At 64.9% G+C, this 17,961-nt stretch carries 15 protein-coding genes; 6 read left to right on the forward strand and 9 right to left on the reverse strand.

Annotated elements, in window-relative coordinates; genetic code table 11:
• Nucleotides 1-3 precede the first annotated feature (3 nt).
• From ACYQ4T_RS06025 to ACYQ4T_RS06050, 6 genes are all read right to left on the reverse strand, one after another.
• A complete protein-coding gene (locus ACYQ4T_RS06025) occupies nt 4-522 on the reverse strand; it encodes a hypothetical protein (protein ID WP_459851419.1) in 519 nt (172 codons plus the stop codon).
• A complete protein-coding gene (locus ACYQ4T_RS06030) occupies nt 523-1,740 on the reverse strand; it encodes a CaiB/BaiF CoA transferase family protein (protein WP_459851421.1) in 1,218 nt (405 codons plus the stop codon).
• Between the two features lie 69 nt (nt 1,741-1,809).
• Nucleotides 1,810-2,277: a Holliday junction resolvase RuvX gene (gene ruvX / locus ACYQ4T_RS06035; protein ID WP_459851424.1), complete on the reverse strand. Its 468-nt coding sequence runs from the start codon at nt 2,275-2,277 to the stop codon at nt 1,810-1,812.
• A 43-nt stretch (nt 2,278-2,320) separates the two neighbouring features.
• The gene (locus ACYQ4T_RS06040) at nt 2,321-4,396 is read right to left on the reverse strand and encodes an oxidoreductase (RefSeq protein ID WP_459851426.1); all 2,076 of its coding nucleotides are present in this window, start codon (nt 4,394-4,396) and stop codon (nt 2,321-2,323) included.
• Nucleotides 4,397-4,496: 100 nt separating this feature from the next.
• Entirely contained in the window at nt 4,497-5,930 is a 1,434-nt protein-coding gene (locus ACYQ4T_RS06045; protein ID WP_459851428.1) for an MFS transporter, read from the reverse strand.
• A complete protein-coding gene (locus tag ACYQ4T_RS06050) occupies nt 5,927-6,118 on the reverse strand; it encodes a hypothetical protein (protein ID WP_459851430.1) in 192 nt (63 codons plus the stop codon). The genes ACYQ4T_RS06045 and ACYQ4T_RS06050 overlap by 4 nt, the downstream gene beginning before the upstream one ends.
• 97 nt (nt 6,119-6,215) lie before the next feature.
• Between ACYQ4T_RS06050 and ACYQ4T_RS06055 the strand changes: the two genes are divergently transcribed.
• Nucleotides 6,216-6,842: a helix-turn-helix transcriptional regulator gene (locus tag ACYQ4T_RS06055; RefSeq protein ID WP_459851432.1), complete on the forward strand. Its 627-nt coding sequence runs from the start codon at nt 6,216-6,218 to the stop codon at nt 6,840-6,842.
• Here the strand turns inward: ACYQ4T_RS06055 and ACYQ4T_RS06060 are convergent, their stop codons facing one another.
• Nucleotides 6,843-7,874 carry an alpha/beta hydrolase gene (locus ACYQ4T_RS06060; RefSeq protein WP_459851434.1) on the reverse strand — a complete coding sequence of 344 codons (1,032 nt, stop codon included), beginning with the start codon at nt 7,872-7,874 and terminating at the stop codon, nt 6,843-6,845.
• Between the two features lie 552 nt (nt 7,875-8,426).
• Here ACYQ4T_RS06060 and ACYQ4T_RS06065 point away from each other — a divergent pair.
• The 3 genes from ACYQ4T_RS06065 to ACYQ4T_RS06075 all read left to right on the forward strand — a co-directional run bounded on the left by ACYQ4T_RS06065 (nt 8,427) and on the right by ACYQ4T_RS06075 (nt 12,852).
• On the forward strand, nt 8,427-10,097 hold the full coding sequence (locus ACYQ4T_RS06065) for a sensor histidine kinase (protein WP_459851437.1): 1,671 nt from the start codon (nt 8,427-8,429) through the stop codon (nt 10,095-10,097).
• Nucleotides 10,098-10,116: 19 nt separating this feature from the next.
• Nucleotides 10,117-10,617 carry a PAS domain-containing protein gene (locus ACYQ4T_RS06070; protein ID WP_459851439.1) on the forward strand — a complete coding sequence of 167 codons (501 nt, stop codon included), beginning with the start codon at nt 10,117-10,119 and terminating at the stop codon, nt 10,615-10,617.
• 147 nt (nt 10,618-10,764) lie between these two features.
• Nucleotides 10,765-12,852 carry a methyl-accepting chemotaxis protein gene (locus tag ACYQ4T_RS06075; protein WP_459851441.1) on the forward strand — a complete coding sequence of 696 codons (2,088 nt, stop codon included), beginning with the start codon at nt 10,765-10,767 and terminating at the stop codon, nt 12,850-12,852.
• 53 nt (nt 12,853-12,905) lie between these two features.
• On the opposite strand, the gene ACYQ4T_RS06080 is transcribed toward ACYQ4T_RS06075, so the two are convergent.
• Together ACYQ4T_RS06080 and ACYQ4T_RS06085 are read right to left on the reverse strand one after the other, a co-directional pair.
• Nucleotides 12,906-14,276: an aspartate aminotransferase family protein gene (locus tag ACYQ4T_RS06080; protein ID WP_459851443.1), complete on the reverse strand. Its 1,371-nt coding sequence runs from the start codon at nt 14,274-14,276 to the stop codon at nt 12,906-12,908.
• 132 nt (nt 14,277-14,408) lie between these two features.
• A complete protein-coding gene (locus ACYQ4T_RS06085) occupies nt 14,409-15,758 on the reverse strand; it encodes a glutamine synthetase family protein (protein WP_459851445.1) in 1,350 nt (449 codons plus the stop codon).
• Nucleotides 15,759-16,011: 253 nt separating this feature from the next.
• On the opposite strand from ACYQ4T_RS06085, the gene ACYQ4T_RS06090 reads away from it, so the two are divergent.
• Both ACYQ4T_RS06090 and ACYQ4T_RS06095 read left to right on the forward strand, forming a co-directional pair.
• Nucleotides 16,012-16,794, forward strand: a complete 783-nt coding sequence (locus tag ACYQ4T_RS06090; protein ID WP_459851447.1) for a 3-hydroxybutyrate dehydrogenase — start codon at nt 16,012-16,014, stop codon at nt 16,792-16,794.
• An 11-nt stretch (nt 16,795-16,805) separates the two neighbouring features.
• Complete coding sequence (locus tag ACYQ4T_RS06095; RefSeq protein WP_459851449.1) at nt 16,806-17,960, forward strand: patatin-like phospholipase family protein; 1,155 nt, start codon at nt 16,806-16,808, stop codon at nt 17,958-17,960.
• Nucleotide 17,961 lies beyond the last annotated feature (1 nt).

The raw sequence follows: 17,961 nt of genomic DNA on the forward strand, positions 1-17,961 counted from the left end.
AAGCTACATAGGGAACCGGCTCAACTCACGGAGCAGGGCCGGGTCCAGCAGAACGCGAAACTCGCCGATTGACCCCCACCAACAGATAACGGCAAGGACGATCGCCGCCCTGCGCGCGCGGAAGGATGGAACGCCGCGGTAATGGCAGCGCCGCGTCATTGTCCAGGCGAGGATGACTAGGCCGACCCAAAGGGGTGCGAACAGCAAGCTGTACATCACCATGCCGAACAAGGTGTGACCGAATGCCAGGGGGGGTGCCGCGAAGGCCATCAGCGGGAAACGAAGAACGATGTAAGCGAAGCCGATCCAAAGGATCACTCGGTGAACCCGCGCGACGAGGCCGGCGAACATCCCGATCCAGGCAAATCGTTCGGTGTCTCGCAACGAATACCACAAGACCGTCGCATTGACTGAAGCAACCAGGGCAATCGCCAGGTAGAGCGCGGATGGCTGGCCGAATTTCATCTCGCTGAGAACGGTTTCGAGACGCTCCAGGTAGAACGGGAAGAAAGTATCACCCACTCAGACGATGCCCTTCACCCTTAGCGCCGCGATCTCCTTCTCCTCCAGGAACAGCAGTTCCTTCAGCACTTCGTCGGTGTGCTGGCCGCAGGTCGGCGGCGGACGCTTGTAGTCCACGGGGGATTCCGAAAGCTTGATCGGGTTGCCGATCAGGTCGACATGGCCGGAGCCGGCGAGGGGATGCGGCATGGTCACCTTCATGCCGCGGGCCAGCACCTGCGGGTCGGCGAAGACCTGGCCGATGTCGTTGACCGGGCCGACCGGCACGCCGATCTTCTCTAAGCCTTCCATCCAGTAGGACGTTGTCTTGGTCTCGGTGACGCCGTTCACGAGTGCGTAGCATTCGACCCGGTTCTTCACCCGCGCCGGGTTGGTCTTGAAGCGTTCATCCGTCGCCCATTCCGGCTTGCCGGCGAAGCTGCAGAACTTCTGGAACTGGCTGTCATTGCCGACTGCAAGAATGAAGAAGCCATCGGCCGATTTCACTACGGAATAGGGCACGATCGAGGGATGCTCGTTGCCGAGCCGCACCGGCACCTTCCCGGATGTGAGATACTGCAGACCGGCATTGGCGAGCCAGCCCACCTGGGAGTCGAGCAGGGCCATATCGACATATTGGCCGAGGCCGGTCACATGGCGATGCTGGAGCGCCGCCAGGATAGCGGTCGAGGTGAAGATGCCGGTCACGATATCGGTGGCGGCGACGCCGACCTTGGTCGGCTCGCCGTCGGGATTGCCGGTGATGCTCATGATCCCGCCCATACCTTGCGCCAGGAAATCGTAGCCGGCGCGGTTGGCATAAGGGCCGGTCTGGCCGAAGCCGGTGATCGAGCAATAGATCAGCCGCGGGAACTCGAACTTCAGCTCCTCGTAGTTCAGGCGATACTTGGCCATATCGCCGACCTTGAAATTCTCGATGAAGATGTCGCAACGCGCGATCAGCCGCTTCGCCAGCTCCTGGCCTTCCGGCTTGGCGACGTCCAAGGTGACCGAGCGCTTGTTGCGGTTGATCGCGAGATAATAGGCGCTCTCGGTGGTGTCGTTGCCTTGCGCATCCTTGACGAAGGGCGGGCCCCATTTGCGCGTGTCGTCGCCGGCCCCCGGCCGCTCGATCTTGATGATGTCCGCGCCGAGATCGCCGAGGATCTGGGTGCACATCGGCCCGGCCAGGATACGCGTCAGATCGAAAACCCGAAGGCCGGTCAGCGGTCCGGACATAGAAGCTCCCCATGCTCTTTGGCCGCCACTGTCGAGGGGCGGGTGCGGAAATGCAAGCGGTGAGTGGTCTCAGCGGTCCCGATGCAGGGAATCCAGCGCGCCCTGCAGAATGAACGCCGCCGCCGACTGATCCACGACCTTGCTGCGCTTCGCCCGGCTCAAGTCCGCTTCGATCATGCCGCGGGTGACGGCCATGGTGGACATGCGCTCGTCCCAGAAGGCGATTGGCAGGTCGCGCATCGGCATCAGGTTCCGGGCGAATTGCCGGACCGACTGGCAGCGCGGGCCTTCCGTGCCGTCCATGTTGAGCGGCAGGCCGATGATCAGGCCGCCGATCTGCCGCTCGTCAACGATGCGCAGGAGCTCGGTCGCATCCTTGGTGAACTTGCTGCGGCGGATCGTGGTCAGCGGCGAAGCGACATGGTGCCCGGGATCGCCGATCGCGACGCCGATGGTCTTCTCGCCGAGATCGAGCCCGGCCAGCCGCATGGGGCGCGGCAAGGCGACGGCGAGCTCGTTGGGGTTCGCGTAGATCATCGGCGTTTGATACGCGCGCCCGACGCTCCCGTAAACCCCGCCGTCACTCCGGCAGCAGCTCGGTGATCTCGCGACGGAAGGGCAGGGCGTCGCCGATCGGCGGGGCGTCCATCTCTTCGGCATAGCGGCGACCGCCATAGACGGCGCCGGCAATGGTCGAGGGCGCCCAGGCGTCGCCGGCGCATTTCACGCCCATGATCCCGGCATCGGCCCAATCCTTCTCGCGTGCCTTCAAATCGAGATAGAGCCGGTCATTCGGCAGGCGTGCGGTCACCAGCACCACGCTGCCGCTGGAGCGCCTATCGGTGCGTCCGGTGAAGACGCAGGCGGTCTCGATCTCGCCCTTCCGCACGGCGGAAACCGCGCGGCCGGTGACGATTTCGACGCCGAGCTCCAGCAACCGCGCCTGGATCTTGAACTGCTCCATCGTGTTGCGCGCCCAATTCGAGACCTCGGTCGCCGGCGTCACCAGGGTGACCGCGAAGCCCTCGCGCTGCAGCAGCTCCGCCAGCACACCGCCCATGTAGTAATGGTCGTCGTCATAGAGCGTCACCGTCTTGCCGCCGGGGCGCTTGCCCGCCATCAGGTCGTCCGGCGTCAGAACTTCCGCACCGGCCGCGATCGGCATCGGCAGGGTATGAGCATGCGCGACGCCATCGCGCCGCCAGGTCGACCCGGTCGCGACCAGCACCCGGTCGAAGCCGAACTCCAGCACCTGGCCGGCATCGAGCCGGCTGTCGTAGAAGATCTCGACATTCGGCATCTTCGAAAGCTGGAAGGCGCGATAGTCCTTCACCCTTCCCCAGGCCGAGAGACCCGGCAGCTTCTGCTCACGGGCGACGCGGCCGCCGAGCTCGGTGGTCGCTTCGGCCAATGCCACGTCATAGCCGCGCTGGCCGAGCGCCCGCGCCGCTTCCAATCCGGCCGGGCCGGCGCCGACGATCAGCACCCGCGCATCGGATTCCTTGGGGCGGATGAATTCCGGATGCCAGCCCTTGCGCCATTCCTCGCCCATCGCGGGGTTCTGGGTGCAGCGGCTGGGCGACATGGTCATGTCGCCGGAGACGCAGATGTTGCAGCCGATGCATTCGCGGATATCTTCGATACGGCCTTCCGCGATCTTCTTCGGCAGGAAGGGGTCGGCGATCGAGGGCCGGGCCGCACCGATGAAATCCAGCAGCCCCTGTTTGATCTGCCGCACCATCTGGTCCGGCGAGGTGAAACGGCCGACGCCGACCACCGGCTTCGAGGTCAGCGCCTTCACGCCGCGCACGTATTCTTCCTCGCCGGCTTCCTCGACGAAGCGCGAGGTGCGGGAATCGATGTCCCAGCTGCCCATGGTGAGGTCCCAGAGGTCCGGCACCTCGCCCATGCGCCCGATCACTTCCTCGGCCTCGGACTTGGTGATGCCGTCCGGTCCCATCAGCTCTTCCATGGCGAAGCGCACGGCGACGGCGCAGGTATCGCCGACCGCTTCCTTGGTGTCCTCGGTGACCTCGCGCAGCAGGCGCATCCGGTTTTCGAGGCTGCCGCCGTATTCGTCGGTGCGGTGGTTGTAGCGCCGCGACAGGAAATGCTGGAACACGCTGAAGCCATGCGCGGCATAGACATAGACGATGTCGAAGCCGGCACGCTTGGCCCGGATCGCGGCATTGCGATGCCAGCGGCGGAGATCGCGGATATCGGCCTGGTCCATCGCCCGCGCCTGCATCGGGTCGTAGGTGAAGGTGGCGATCGGCAGATGGCTGGGCCCAAGCGGCGTCTCGCGGGTGGTGAAGTTGGCGCCGTTCATGCCGTTATAGGCGAGCTCGGTGCCGGCCAGCGCCCCCTGGTCGTGCACCACCTTGGCGATCCGCTCGAAGATCGGCAGGTCGCGGTCGTCCCACATGCGGAGCTCGATGAAGGGCGTGATCTCCGAGGTGTGGTGGATCTCCACCTGCTCGGTGCAGATCACCGCCCAGCCGCCGGCGGCCTTGTTCTGCCGCATCTTGATCATGGCGGAGGGGTCGCGGTAGCCCTGGCCGTTGCAATGCGGCACCTGGTAGAAGCGATTCTTCGCCGTGACCGGACCGATCTTCACCGGCTCGAACAGGATGTCGTAGCGCGGGTCGCGCGGCATGATGGCAGGAACTCCCCAAACTTGGATCGGCGCAGATTGCCCGAAGGGGAGTGTATCTGGAAAATCGAATTAAATGAGCGACGGCATAGATAATATCAATTCAGGCGGCGCGCCGCGGATGCAAGGCGTAGGCGCGGACCATCTGCCAGGCGAACAGGATGCCGATTCCGGCCAGCAGGGCTCCGCCGCCATAGAGAATGAGCGAGGCCTGCTCGACGACCGCGACGGTGAGCGGGCGATCGAGCCCGATGCTGTTGCCGATCAGGCCTGAAACCGCCGCGCTGATCGCGCCGCCCATGCCGAAGATGGTGGACATCGAGGCGATGGTCGCATCTTCCTCGCCGGGATCCGCAGTCCCCATGATGCGCTGGCTGAGGAAGGAATAGGAGATGCCGAAGCCGCAGCCGATCGGCACCATCGCGATCGCGATGATCGGGAGCGGGCTGGTCGCGAGCGTGAAGGCGAGGCCCGCCAGGCCGATCGCCAGCAAGGTCGGACCGGCAATGATCGCATGGTCGTGCCAGCGGGCGCCGAGCGGCGCCACCAGCATCGCGGTCAACGACCAGGCGATCGCATGGATCGCGCCGAAATAGCCGGCCCAGGTCGGCGTCAGGCCGCGATAGATCTGCAATATGTAAGGTCCATAGACATAGACCGCGGCCTCCGACAGGGCCATCAGGGCCAGCACCCAGATGCCGAGGCATGCGGGATGGCGGAACCCGGGGAAGGCGGTGGGGAAGAGCTTGTGCCGGCTACGCCGGTCGAGCGCGAAGGTGAGGGCGATCACGGCGATACCGAACGGAACCGCTGCAAAGCCGAGCAGGCGACCGACCTCGCCTTCGACCAGCACCGAGAGCCGATCGGCGACGGCAATCGCCATCACGCCGATCGCGAGCAGCAGCAGTCGCAGCATCGGCGCCGACTGCGCGATCTTCTCATAGGGATGCCGGCGCAGAATCACCCAGCCCAACGCCATCATCGGCAAAGGCAGCATGCCCGAACCGAAGAAGGCAAGGCGCCAGGTGCCGAGATCGGTCAGCCAGCCGCCGAGCAGCGGGCCGATGAAGACGGCGCAGGCCCAGGTCACCGCTTCGATGCCGCCGACCCGCGGCACCAGTGCGTTGTCGAACAGCTCGCGCACCAAGGTGTAGCTCAGTGCCAGCAGGAAGCCCTCGCCCAGTCCCTGGATCGCGCGGCCGGCCAGGATGAAGCCGATGTTCGGCGCGATTGCGGCGAGGACGCCGCCGGCGACGACCACCAGTCCGAACACCATCATCGCGTTGCGCGGGCCGAAACGCGCCTTGATCGGTGGCAGCATCGCGCCGCCGAGGATCGAGGTCATGAGATAGAGGCTGGTCGCCCAGCTCAAATAGGCGGCGGCATCGAGCTCCTCGACCGCGCTCGGCATCGCCGTCGTCGCCATGTACCAGATCGTCGCATGCAATCCGACGCCGAGATTGACCAGGACCAGCGGCGCGATGTTCTCCCGGCGCAACAGGCGCACCGGCTGCGCATTGTCGACAGCGGAGCTCATCGAAAGGTGCGCCAGTCCTCGCGGGTCTCGCAGTGGAAGGTCTCGAAGCCGATGTCGCGCCGCAGATAGGGCGGCAGCACGCAGAGATCGAGCTTGCCGCGCTTGCGCTGCGGCTCGCTCGGGCGCATGTCGGGCAGGCGCAACGCCTGGAGGAAAGCGACGAGACGCAGCGGCAGGACCAGAGGCATGAGGCACCTCGACCGGTTCAGGTCTTCCCTCTTAGCGCGGCGTAATTTGAAAAGCAAATGCTTTTCAAATTGTCGGGGCCGTGCTAATGTCACCGCCATGAAGCATCGAGGCTCGCTCCGCGTCCTGCATGCACTGAAATCCGCCGGGCCGCAGACCGCGGAGGCGGTGGGACGCAAGCTCGGCATGACCGCGGTCGGCGCGCGCCAGCATCTCGCGCGCTTGCAGGAGGATGGCCTGGTCGATGCCGTCGATCAGAGCGAAGGCGTGGGCCGCCCGAAGCGCATCTGGTCGCTGACCGAGGCCGGCCATGGGCGCTTTCCGGACAACCATGCCGGCCTCACGCTGGAACTGATCACCGCCATTCGCAAGACCGGCGGCGAGGCGATGCTCGATTCCGTGATCGAGGCACGCGAGCTGGCGGCGCGCGAGGGCTATCGCCGCGCCCTCGACGGCGCCGCATCGCTGAAGGAGAAGGTGAGGCGCCTCGCCAAGATCCGCAGCGAGGAGGGCTACATGGCGAGCATTGCGGCCGGCGGCGACGGCGCCTTGCTGCTGATCGAGAACCACTGCCCGATCTGCGTCGCGGCGAAAGCCTGCCAGGGCTTCTGTCGCTCGGAACTGGCGCTGTTCCGGGAATCGCTCGGCGAGAAGGTCAGCGTCGAGCGCGACGAACACATCGTTGCCGGCGCGCGGCGCTGCGTCTATCGCATCAGCGCCAAGTAGCTATTTCGCCAGATCCAGCCGCCAGTAGTTGCCCTTCTTGCGATAGGTCCGGTTCGGCATCGCCGCATCGTCGACACCCAGCATCGCTCCGCAGAGGTCGTTCCTGACTTCCGGCACCAGGCGATAATACTGGTGCCATTGCGGGTCGAGGCGGATCTCCTTCTTCTTGTTGACGAAGGGGTTGGCGGCCGAGCAGTTCACGAAAGTGATGTTGTGGCCGAGGAAGCTCTCCTTGTCGGGCGGGCCGTCGATGCCGAGCCGCCCGACGCCGTGCACCGGCCGGCTGATCAGGCTCAAGGGCACATCCTGGTTGTTGTAGTAGAGATAGACCCGGTCGCAGATGCCGAGGCTGATTCCGAGCCCATCCGGCCGCGACAGCGAATCCACGTCCTCGTCCGAGGCCGCGAGCACGACGCGGTCGATCACCGCCCGGAGATCGGACGGCGCGATCTGCCCGGGAGCCGTGCCGACCGCGGCGGCAAGTCCCGCGCGCAGGAAATGGTTACCCATGCTGTGCGCCAGCAGGGTGACGCGGCGGTTGGCACCGCCCTGCTTGAAGGCCTTGAGGGTCGGCAGCAGGGCTTGCAGGAAGCTCCGGAAGGCGATGCCGGAAAGGCCCGAGCTGCGGTAATCGGTGCGATAGGCGTCGATGCTGAGGCTGCCGAGCGAGGGCCAGGTGAAGGCGAGCAAGGTGGAGGGCACCTTCGGCGATCCCTTGCCGAACCAGTCGCCGAGCATGGCGGCGCGCATCATCACCTCGCGGAAGCGATAGTCGAAGCCGTGGAGGTAGATCAGCAGATGCTTGGCATTGCCGGCGGCGATCTCGGACTGCAGCAAGGGCGAGAAGCCGCCTGGAGTCACGGAATCGATCGCGATATTGGAATTGCCGATCTCGCTTTCGTCAGCGACGGAGGTGATGACCGCTCTGCCGCAGGTGAGGCCGCCGCTGGGGCTGAAATCCGTGCCGAAATTGTTGGGCACCGGTCCGAGGATCGCGTTGCGGTTGGTGCCGAAATAGACCGTGACGGCCATGATCCGAACTCCCCTGCCGAAACCGGCGCCGATCGCCGGCCGGGAAAAGCTACCGGTGGACGAGCCGATCGTCGTTCGCAAAGGCAGGGAAGTGGGACGTTCGTCACAGCTTCCGTTCGCTGGGTCCGGAAATGGGCGAGGGCCGCGGGACCCCCGAGCACCCGCGGCCCTCGTGTTCCGGCGGCGCGAAGCAAGGCTTCACCTGCGCCGGAAAGGCGTGCGCGCTCATCGCGCGCGTTATGCTTTGTGGGGGCAGGAAGAGGAGTGGTTCAACTCCGGACAGAAGACTTTCGACGACATCCAAACACCCCCGTGTTGAAAGACCGTTAACGTCAGCTGCTGCGCGAAAAAATTGAACAAAACCGCTATCTTGGCGCGACCGCGCTAGGATAAAATCCCCTGCATTGGCAGGGGGTCGGGTTGGATCTGGAACCGCCACAAGTGAAAAAGGCGCGGCGGCGCCCCGGCAAACCGGATCGCCTGCTGCTGTTCTTTGCCGTTTTCTCTGCCGCGATCCTGCTGGGGATTTGGAGCGCAACGGCCCTCGTGGCCATGGATCGTCACGAAGACACCTTCAATTCCGCCAAGCTCGAGATCCTGGGCGCGCAGCGGCTGCTCCGGGCGCAGACGGCGCGCACTTATGAGGTCATGCAGTCGGCGCTGACGATCACCAACAATTGGCTGAAGAAGAATTCCGGCCCGGCCGGCACCGCCGGCTTCGCGGACCTCATGGAGACCATCAACCAGATGGTCTCCTTCGAGGACGAGCCGGTGGCCCTGCGCTTCGTGGACAACGCGGGCTACCTGCATCGGCCGGCGGATCTCGGCGAGGAGAACATCTCGGTCTACGTCGGCGACCGGGACTATTTCATGGCGCTGAAGGACCAGCCGCCGGGCAGCATCTTTCTCGCCCCCGCCGTCGTCAGCCGCGACAGCGGTGCCGAAGTCCTGCCGGTCGTGATGCGGGCATACCCCAACCGTTACGGCGTCGGCTACATCGTCGCTGCCGTGCGCACGAGCGCCTTTCGCAGCAGCTACGACGGGTTGCTGATCTCGGCGCCGAGCCGGATCGGCTTCGTCCGGGGCGACGGCACCGTATTGGTGGCTTGGCCGGTCAACGAATGGGTTGGACGGCAGGTGCCGGTGATCTCGGATCTTGCCGTGAGCCAGGCCGGCAACACTCGCGGCCGCGGCAACGCGACGCCGGGAATCGTCCGAACCGGAACAAGCCTGCTCGCTTATATCCGCCTGTCCGGCGAGCCGATCATGATCTTCGCCTTGTTCGATACCGCCGACCTGCAGCGGAAATGGCTGCTGGGCATGATCTGGCCCTTCGCGCTTGCCGTGCTGACCACGCTGATCGTGCTGGCCTCGACCGTGTGGATCGGGCGGCTGATGCGGCGGAACCAGGCCTATTCCATGGAGGTCGCCGAGGCCCTGGTCCAGGCCCAGGCGGCCAACGTCGCCAAGCAGGACTTCCTCGCCAACATGAGCCACGAGCTCCGCACGCCCTTGAACGCGATCATCGGCTTCTCCGAGGTGATCGAGAAGGAGATGATGGGGCCGGTGGGCACCAGCGCCTATCGCGACTACGCCGCCGACATCGGCAAGGCGGGCGGGCATCTGCTCGGCATCGTGCGCGAAATCCTGGACTTCGCCCGGATCGATGCCGGCACTTTCCGCACCGGCGACGATCCGGTTGACCTGCGGCGCTGCCTTGCTCAATGCACCGATCTGGTGCGCGACATCGCCGCCGCCAAGCGGATCTCGGTGGACCTCGACCTCGGCGATAATCTGCCCACGGTGCTGGCCGACGAGACGCATCTGCGCCAAGTCTTCCTCAACCTGATCGGCAATGCGGTGAAGTTCACGCCGGAAGGCGGCGTGGTCTCGATCCATGCCGCCCCTCCTTCCGACAGCTATCTCGCCGGGGCGCTGGTGGTCTCGGTCGCGGACAGCGGCATCGGCATTCCGCGCGACAAGATCGACAAGCTGTTCCAGCCCTTCGTTCAGCTCGCCGGCAGCCAAAGTCGCAGCCATGGCGGCCTCGGCCTTGGCCTGGTCAACACGCGGCGCATCGTCGAGGCCTATGGCGGCGCCGTCTGGCTCGACAGCGAGCCAGGCGCGGGCACGACCGCCTATGTCAGCCTACCGAAATCACGGCTCGGGACGACGCCGGGGGCGTCGAGAAACATCATCGCCGCGAGGGCGGCGCGCCATTAGGGAGCGAGACGGCCAACGCATGCTCGATGCCGACTATCCTCGAATCGTGGGGCTCGCCTTCCTGGAACGCTGCCATCCTCGTACCGCCGGTTTCTTCCGGTACTGGCAATCGAAGCGACGGAGCCATCTGTTTCCGGCGCGCGTCGACCTCGATCCGATCGAGATGAAGACCTGGCTGCCCGGCCTGGTTCTGGTCGATGTCATGCCCATGCCCGATCAAAGGCCGCCATATCGTCTGACCTATCGGCTGATCGGTACCGGGGCGACCAGCCTCCGTGGCCATGAGGGCAGAGGCAAGCGTGTCGAAGAGGCGTTTTTCGGCAACAGCCTCGCCGAGATCATGGAGAATTACCGGCTGGTGATCGAGGAGCGCCAGGTCGTCTACGACGGCGACCGAACGCTGTCCGCGAATGGCGCAAGGCTTGAAGCCGAGACGCTCCTCCTGCCGCTGGCGAGCGACGGCACCACGGTCGACATGGTCGTCTGCTATCAGGAGATCGAGATGGTCCGCCCGGGCTGACCAAGGCGGGTTCCGGCCGCTCCTATACCTACGAGTCCAGAATAGGAATTAGAGCTTAATACAATATAAAGCTTCTTTGGGCCAATTTGGCGCGGTCGGCCGGTGGAACTTGCCACGGCCGCTCAGCGTGCTCGGGGGAGATCCGTCATGCGTCTCTGGAACCGGCTTCCATTGGCAGCGAAGCTGTTGCTGCCCATCTGCACCGCCCTGGTGATCGGCCTTGCCGCATCGACTCTCGTGGTCGCGACCCAATCCGGACGCGAGACCGAGAAGCTGTCGATGGCGCTCGGCCGCGCCGCGGCGGACCAGGCCGCGACCGCCATCCAGCTTCGCTTCGAGACCGCATTCCGCCTGGCGCGGCTGCTGGCCCAGAATGCCGCCACCATCCGGACGGAGAAGGGCACGCGCGAGATGCTGGCGCGCATTGCCCTCGATGCAACCCAGACGGCGCCGGATCTCGTCGGTTCCTGGATCGAATTTGCCCCCGATGCCTTTGACGGCGCCGACAAGGATCATGCCGATCCGAAGCGGGTGGTAAGCGACAGCAGCGGCCGCGCCTCGCTCTATGCGGTGAACTCGCCCGACGGGGTCAAGCTGCAGCAGAACAGCGACGCCGTGATCATGGAGCAGGACTATTTCACCAAGTCCTACAAGAGCGGGAAGGAGGAGGTGACCGAGCCTTACATCTTCCCGGTCAACGGTCAGGACGTGCTGATGACTAGCCTGACTGTGCCGATCGTGGTCGACGGCAAGACCCTCGGCACCGCCGGCGTCGATATCGACCTCAGCGCGCTCAATGCCGAGCTGGCGACGATGAAGCCGCTCGGCGACGGCAGCGTCTATCTGATTTCGTCGGGCGGACTCTGGGTCTCCTACAAGGACCCGGAACGGCTGGGCAAGAAGGTCCACGACACCCAGCCTTCGCTCGATGCCGGTTTCGAGAAAGCCGCCGCCGGCGAGACGCATGAGACCACCGACTTCTCCGAATCGCTCCAGAGCGATGTCAATCGCCTGTTCATTCCGGTGAAGCTCGGCCGGGTCGAAACGCCTTGGGTGGTGATGTCGAACCTGGTCGGCACTACGGTCGATCAGCCGACCCGTGACGTCACCCGCGTGATCGAGATCTCGTCCGCCGTCCTGGTGGTCCTGCTCGCACTGGTGATGGCGATGCTGGTGCGATACCTGGCCTCGAGGCCGGTGCGCGCGCTGGCCGGCGTGGTTAACACGCTGGCGGACGGCAAGACCGACGTCGCCGTGCCCGGCGTCGGGCGCGGTGATGAGCTCGGCGTGATGGCGAAGGCGATCGAATTCTTCCGTCAGAAGCTGACCGAGATCGAGGCGCTGCGCCGCAAGACCGAGGACGCGGAACGCGAGGCGGCGGCAGCGCGCCGCCGCGGCATGCTGGAGCTCGCCGACAGCTTCGAGGCCTCGGTGCAGGGCGTCGTCCAGGCGGTTTCCGCCTCCGCCGTAGAGCTCGAATCCAACGCCCAATCCATGGCGTCGGTCGCCGAAGAGGCGACGCGGCAAGCCGCCGCCGTCGCCGCAGCCACCACCGAGGCATCGACCAGCGTCACCACGGTGGCCTCGGCCTCCGAGGAGCTCTCGGCCTCGATCTCGGAAATCAGCCGCCAGGTGAACGACAGCTCGACCGCGGCGAAGAACGCCGTGACGGAGGTCGAATCCACCGGCAGCACGATGTCGGAGCTGGCCGCTGCGGCCGCAGAGATCGGCGGCATCGTGAAGCTGATCGGCGACATCGCCGGCCAGACCAACCTGCTGGCCCTGAACGCCACCATCGAGGCGGCCCGCGCCGGCGATGCCGGCAAGGGCTTCGCCGTGGTGGCGTCCGAGGTGAAGAGTCTCGCCAATCAGACGGCGAAGGCCGCCGAGGAGATCACCGGCCGCATCTCCCGCATCCAGAGCACGACAGAGAGCGCGGTCAACGCCATGAGCAGCGTCAAGACCACGATCTCGCGGGTGAACGAGATTGCCGCCGCCATCGCCGCCGCGGTGGAAGAGCAGACTGCGGCCACCAAGGAAATCTCCGGCAACGCGACCCAGGCCGCCAGCGGCACCGAGGAGGTCGCGCGCAACATCAGCGGCGTCTCGCGGGCAGCGGAAGATGCCGGCGGCGCCGCGTCACAGGTGCGCGAAGCTTCCGGCGAGCTGGCAAAGCAGGCCGAAGCCTTGCGGAAAGAGGTCGACACCTTCATCGCCAAGGTGCGGGCCGGTTGACGAAATGAGAAAGGCGCCCCGCGGTTGTCACGCCGCGGGGCGCCTTGCATCGCCTAGACGCCGAGATCCTTCGCGGTGAGATCGAGCGCTTTGCGCGCAAGACCCGCCCATTCGTCGATATCGGCCTTGGTCCAGGTCAACGGCGGCGAGATCAGCATGGTGTCGCGGGTCGCCCGCATCACCAGGCCGAGCTTGAAGCAGTGATCGCGGCAGATCGTGCCGGTATCGCCCACCGGCTCGAAGGTCTTGCGCGCCTTCTTGTCCTTCACCAGCTCAATCGCACCCATGAGCCCCAGGTTGCGGACCTCGCCCACCAAGGGGTGGTCGAGCATCTCCTGCATCTTCTTGGTGAGATAGGGGCCGGTCTCGTTCTTCACCCGATCGACCAGCTTCTCGTCCTTCATGATGCGGATGTTCTCGATCGCGACGGCACAAGCCACCGGGTGTCCGGAATAGGTGAAGCCATGGGCGAAGTCGCCCATCGACCCCAGCACCTCGGCGACGCGGTCCGAGACCATGATCGCCGAGAGCGGGATGTAGCCCGAGGTGATGCCCTTGGCGAGGGTCATGAAGTCGGCCTCGATGCCGTAATATTCCGAGGCGAACCAGTGGCCGGTGCGACCGAAGCCGCAGATCACCTCGTCGGCGATCAGCAGGATGTCGTGCTTCTTGCAGATCTTCTGGATCTCCGGCCAATAGGTCTCAGGCGGGATGATCACGCCGCCCGCACCCTGGATCGGCTCGCCGATGAAGGCCGCGACGTTCTCAGGCCCGAGCTCCTGGATCTTCTGTTCCAGCGCCTCGGCGCAGAGCTTGCCGAAGGCGTCCGGCGCCATGTCGCCGCCCTCGCCATACCAATAGGGCTGGCGGATATGGACAAAGCCGGGCAGCGGCAGGTCGGCGAGCTCATGCATGTAGCTCATGCCGCCCAAGGATGCCGCCACCATGGTCGAACCGTGATAGCCGTTGGTCCGGGCGATGATGGTCTTCTTCTTCGGCTGCTTCTTCAGGTTCCAGTAGCTCCTGACCATGCGGACGATGGTGTCGTTCGCATCCGAGCCCGACTGGCCGTAGAAGACGTGGTTAAACTGCTTCGGCGTCATGTCGATCAGGATCCGCGAGAGCTCGGCCACCGGCGGATGCGTGGTCTTGAAGAAGGTGTTGTAGTAGGGCAGCTCGAGGAGCTGCTTGTAGGCGACCTCGGCGATCGACTTGCGGCCATAGCCGACGTTGACGCACCAGAGTCCGGCGAAGGCGTCGAGCAGCCTCACGCCTTCGGAATCGATCAGGTGCGTGCCCTCGGCCTTGGCGATGACGCGCGGGCCGATCTTGTGCAGCTGGGCATGGTCGGTGAACGGATGGACATGGGCGCGGTCCAGCGCCTGCCATTCGCGGGTCGAGTTGCGTGCGGGTTGAGCGGTCATAGCGATATTCCTTCCTGAAAACGATACGCGGCATCAGCCGCAGAGTCGGTGGAAGGCGAAGGTCACGGATTGAAGTTGATCCGCGCCGTCAGGACGAGGAGTTCGTATTTCGTGATGAACACGGCGACCTCCTTAGACGTTGAGCAGCAGATGCTCGCGCTCCCAGGAACTGATGACGTTCTGGTAGGCCGCGAGCTCGGCGGTCTTCACGACATAGAGGGCCTGAATGAACTTTTCGCCCAGCAGGCTCTTGATCGGCTTGCAGGCCATGAAGCGCGACAGCGCCTCATAGGCCGTCTTCGGCAGAGTATGCGGCATGCGATAGGCGCTGCCTTCGATCTGGTTCGAGGGCTTCAGCCTCTCCGTCATGCCGATGTAGCCGCAGACCAGGGTCGCGGCCATGGCGAGATAGGGATTGGCATCCGCGCCGGCGAGCCGGTTCTCGATCCGCCGGCCGGCCGCGTTCGAGACCGGCACGCGCAAGCCGCAGGACCGGTTGTCGATGCCCCATTGCACGTTGATCGGCGCGTCGAACTGCGGCTGCAGCCGTCGGTAGGAGTTGATGTTCGGCGCCAGCATCGGGATGACCTGCGGCAGGTAGCGCTGCAGGCCGGCGACATAGGCGCGAAACAGGGCGGTGTCGCGGCCCTTGGAATCCGCGAACAGGTTGCGGTTGGTGCGCTTGTCCACCACCGACTGGTGGACATGCATCGAGCTGCCCGGCTGATTGGCCAAGGGCTTCGCCATGAAGGTGGCATAGACATTGTGCTTCAGCGCGGCGTGGCGGACCGTGCGCTTGAACAGGAAGGCCTGGTCGGCGAGCTCCAGCGGGTTGCCGTGGTTGAAGTTGATCTCCATCTGCGCCGATCCGGATTCATGGACCAGCGTGTCGACGTCGATCTCGGAGATCTCGCAGTAGTCGTAGACGTCCTCGAAGATCGGGTCGAACTCGTTCACCGCGTCGATGCCATAGGCCTGGCTGCCGGTTTCCGCGCGGCCGCTCTTGCCGATCGGCGGCAGCAGCGGCAGGTCGGGATCGGTGTTGGGCTGCACCAGGTAGAACTCGAGCTCCGGCGCCACCACCGGCTTCCAGCCCTTGTCGTCATAGAGCTGCAGCACGCGCTTCAGCACGTAGCGCGAGGCCATTTCGACCGGCTTGTCCTCGCCGTCGACCGCGTCATGGATCACCTGCGCGGTTGGATCAGTGTACCAGGGGACGATGCGCACGGTGTCGGAATCGGGCGTCAGATAGACATCGGGATCCTCATAGGAGCCGACGCTGTCTTCTTCTACGTCCGGATACTCGCCGGTCACGGTCTGCAGGAACACGCTGGTCGGCAGCCGCAGGCTCTCGCCCTTCGAGCTCTTGATGAACTTGCGCGAGGGCAGGATCTTGCCGCGCGGGATGCCGTTGATGTCCGGGACCAGGCACTCGACCTCATCGACCTTGCGCTCGGTCAGCCAATCTTCCAAATACTTCATAAAATGACCGCTGGATTGCCAAACTGAGCCGGCGACGGAATGGCTCGGGCTTCTCATCCCGGTCGTCCCCGGCGGCCGGAGACTAGCCCAGATTCGCAGTCCCTGGCAAAGGGCGCCCAGGAATGGCCCAAGCCCCTGAAATCCGCGGAAATAGGGCGCTTCCGTTACCGTTTGATACCATCAGGTCGGTTGAAACCGACGGCCGATCCCACTACCTTTTGCACTGCAGCAAACAAGGAAGTGGAGAACCAGGATGCGTCTCGACGGCAAGGTGGCGCTGATCACCGGTGCGGCCAGCGGTATCGGCAAGGCGATCGCTGAAACCTATGCGAAGGCGGGCGCCAAGATCGCGATCGCCGATCTCAATCAGGCCGGCGCCGATGCGGCCGCCGCCGAGATCAAGGCCAAGGGCGGCGAGGCCATCGGCATCGCCATGGATGTCTCGGAGGAAAAGGCCGTCGAAGCCGGCACCGACCTCGCGGCCAAGACCTTCGGCGCGATCGACATCGTGATCTCCAATGCCGGGATCCAGATCGTGAAGCCGGTGCACGAATTTCCCTTCGCCGAGTGGAAGAAGATGATGGGGATCCATCTCGACGGCGGCTTCCTGATCACCAAGGCCGCGATGAAATACATGTACAAGGACAAGCGCGGCGGCACGATCATTTATATGGGCTCCGTCCATTCCCACGAAGCCTCCAAGCTGAAGGCGCCCTATGTCGCGGCCAAGCATGGATTGCTGGGCCTCGCGCGAGTCGTGGCGAAGGAGGGCGCCGAATACAACGTCCGCTCCCATGTGATCTGCCCCGGCTTCGTGCGCACGCCGCTGGTGGACAAGCAGATCCCCGAACAGGCCAAGGAGTTCGGGATCACCGAGGACCAGGTGATCAAGAACATCATGCTGAAGGACACGGTGGACGGCATCTTCACCACCGTCGATGACGTGGCGCAGATGGCGCTGTTCCTCGCCTCCTATCCTTCGGCGGCGCTCACCGGCCAGTCCTTCATCGTCAGTCACGGCTGGTCGATGAAGTGAGCGAGCGGAAAGTGACCAAGGTCCAGCTGCCCGCCTACGAGACCGTCGCCCTGGTGCTTCAGGGCGGCGGTGCGCTCGGTTCCTACCAGGCTGGCGTCTACCAGGGCCTGCATGAAGCCGGGATCATGCCCAACTGGTTCTGCGGGATCTCGATCGGTGCGCTCAACGCCGCGATCCTCGCCGGCAATGCGCCGGAGAAGCGGCTGGAGCGGCTGACCGAGTTCTGGGACACGATCTGCAGCTCCGCCCTGTTCCCCGAATGGGCGGTGGACGATCGTTTCGCGCCGGTGCTCGGCAGCGGCGACATCCGCTCTGCCGCCAGCGCGTTTTCCGCGGCGCGCGCTCTGTTCGAAGGTCAGCGTGGTTTCTACAAGCTCAGGTTCCCGCCGCCCTTCGCGATGGCGGGCGGCGGACCCGCCGCCACCAGCTACTACGACACCGCGCCCTTGAAGGAGACCCTGGAGCGGCTCTGCGACTTCGACCGCATCAATTCCCGCGAGGTCAGGGTCTCGGTCGGCGCGGTCGATGTCGAGACCGGCAACTTCGCCTATTTCGACAACGCCAACCGCGAACTCCGGCCCGAGCACTTCATGGCCTCGGGCGCCCTGCCGCCGGGCTTCCCCGCGGTCGAAATCGACGGCCGGCATTATTGGGACGGCGGCCTGCTCTCCAACACGCCGCTGATAGAGGTGCTGCAGCATCTGCCGCGCCGCGACACCTTGGCTTTTCAGGTCGATCTCTGGTCGGCGCGCGGGCCGCTGCCGAAGAACGTCTTCGACGTCGAGGAGCGGCGCAAGGACATCCAGTATTCCAGCCGTACCCGGCAGGCGACCGATGTCAGCCTCGAGATTCAGAAGCTCCGCCGCACCGTGCGCTCGCTGCTGCAGAAGCTGCCGGAAGGTCTAGACAACGATCCGGACGTCGTCGCGGCAAAGGAACAGTCCTGCAGCAAGGTGCACAACGTCATCCACCTCATCTACCGCGACAAGGCCTTCGAGGCCTATCACAAGGACTATGAGTTCAGCCGCCTCACCATGCGCGAGCATTGGGAAGCCGGCCTCGACGATATCCGCCGCACGCTTGCCTACCCTGAATGGCTGGAGCGTCCCGACAACGAAAGCGGCACCATCACCCACGACGTGCACCGGCTGCATGTAAAGACGTGAG

The organism is Dongia sp. agr-C8, assembly GCF_054658695.1.

Bases quoted from the DNA above. Each gene is read 5' to 3' on its own strand.
- ACYQ4T_RS06030 (WP_459851421.1), bottom strand. From the start codon at position 1,740: ATGTCCGGACCGCTGACCGGCCTTCGGGTTTTCGATCTGACGCGTATC.
- ruvX (WP_459851424.1), bottom strand. From the start codon at position 2,277: ATGATCTACGCGAACCCCAACGAGCTCGCCGTCGCCTTGCCGCGCCCC.
- ACYQ4T_RS06040 (WP_459851426.1), bottom strand. From the start codon at position 4,396: ATGCCGCGCGACCCGCGCTACGACATCCTGTTCGAGCCGGTGAAGATC.
- ACYQ4T_RS06045 (WP_459851428.1), bottom strand. From the start codon at position 5,930: ATGAGCTCCGCTGTCGACAATGCGCAGCCGGTGCGCCTGTTGCGCCGG.
- ACYQ4T_RS06050 (WP_459851430.1), bottom strand. From the start codon at position 6,118: ATGCCTCTGGTCCTGCCGCTGCGTCTCGTCGCTTTCCTCCAGGCGTTG.
- ACYQ4T_RS06055 (WP_459851432.1), top strand. From the start codon at position 6,216: ATGAAGCATCGAGGCTCGCTCCGCGTCCTGCATGCACTGAAATCCGCC.
- ACYQ4T_RS06060 (WP_459851434.1), bottom strand. From the start codon at position 7,874: ATGGCCGTCACGGTCTATTTCGGCACCAACCGCAACGCGATCCTCGGA.
- ACYQ4T_RS06065 (WP_459851437.1), top strand. From the start codon at position 8,427: ATGGATCGTCACGAAGACACCTTCAATTCCGCCAAGCTCGAGATCCTG.
- ACYQ4T_RS06070 (WP_459851439.1), top strand. From the start codon at position 10,117: ATGCTCGATGCCGACTATCCTCGAATCGTGGGGCTCGCCTTCCTGGAA.
- ACYQ4T_RS06075 (WP_459851441.1), top strand. From the start codon at position 10,765: ATGCGTCTCTGGAACCGGCTTCCATTGGCAGCGAAGCTGTTGCTGCCC.
- ACYQ4T_RS06080 (WP_459851443.1), bottom strand. From the start codon at position 14,276: ATGACCGCTCAACCCGCACGCAACTCGACCCGCGAATGGCAGGCGCTG.
- ACYQ4T_RS06085 (WP_459851445.1), bottom strand. From the start codon at position 15,758: ATGAAGTATTTGGAAGATTGGCTGACCGAGCGCAAGGTCGATGAGGTC.
- ACYQ4T_RS06090 (WP_459851447.1), top strand. From the start codon at position 16,012: ATGCGTCTCGACGGCAAGGTGGCGCTGATCACCGGTGCGGCCAGCGGT.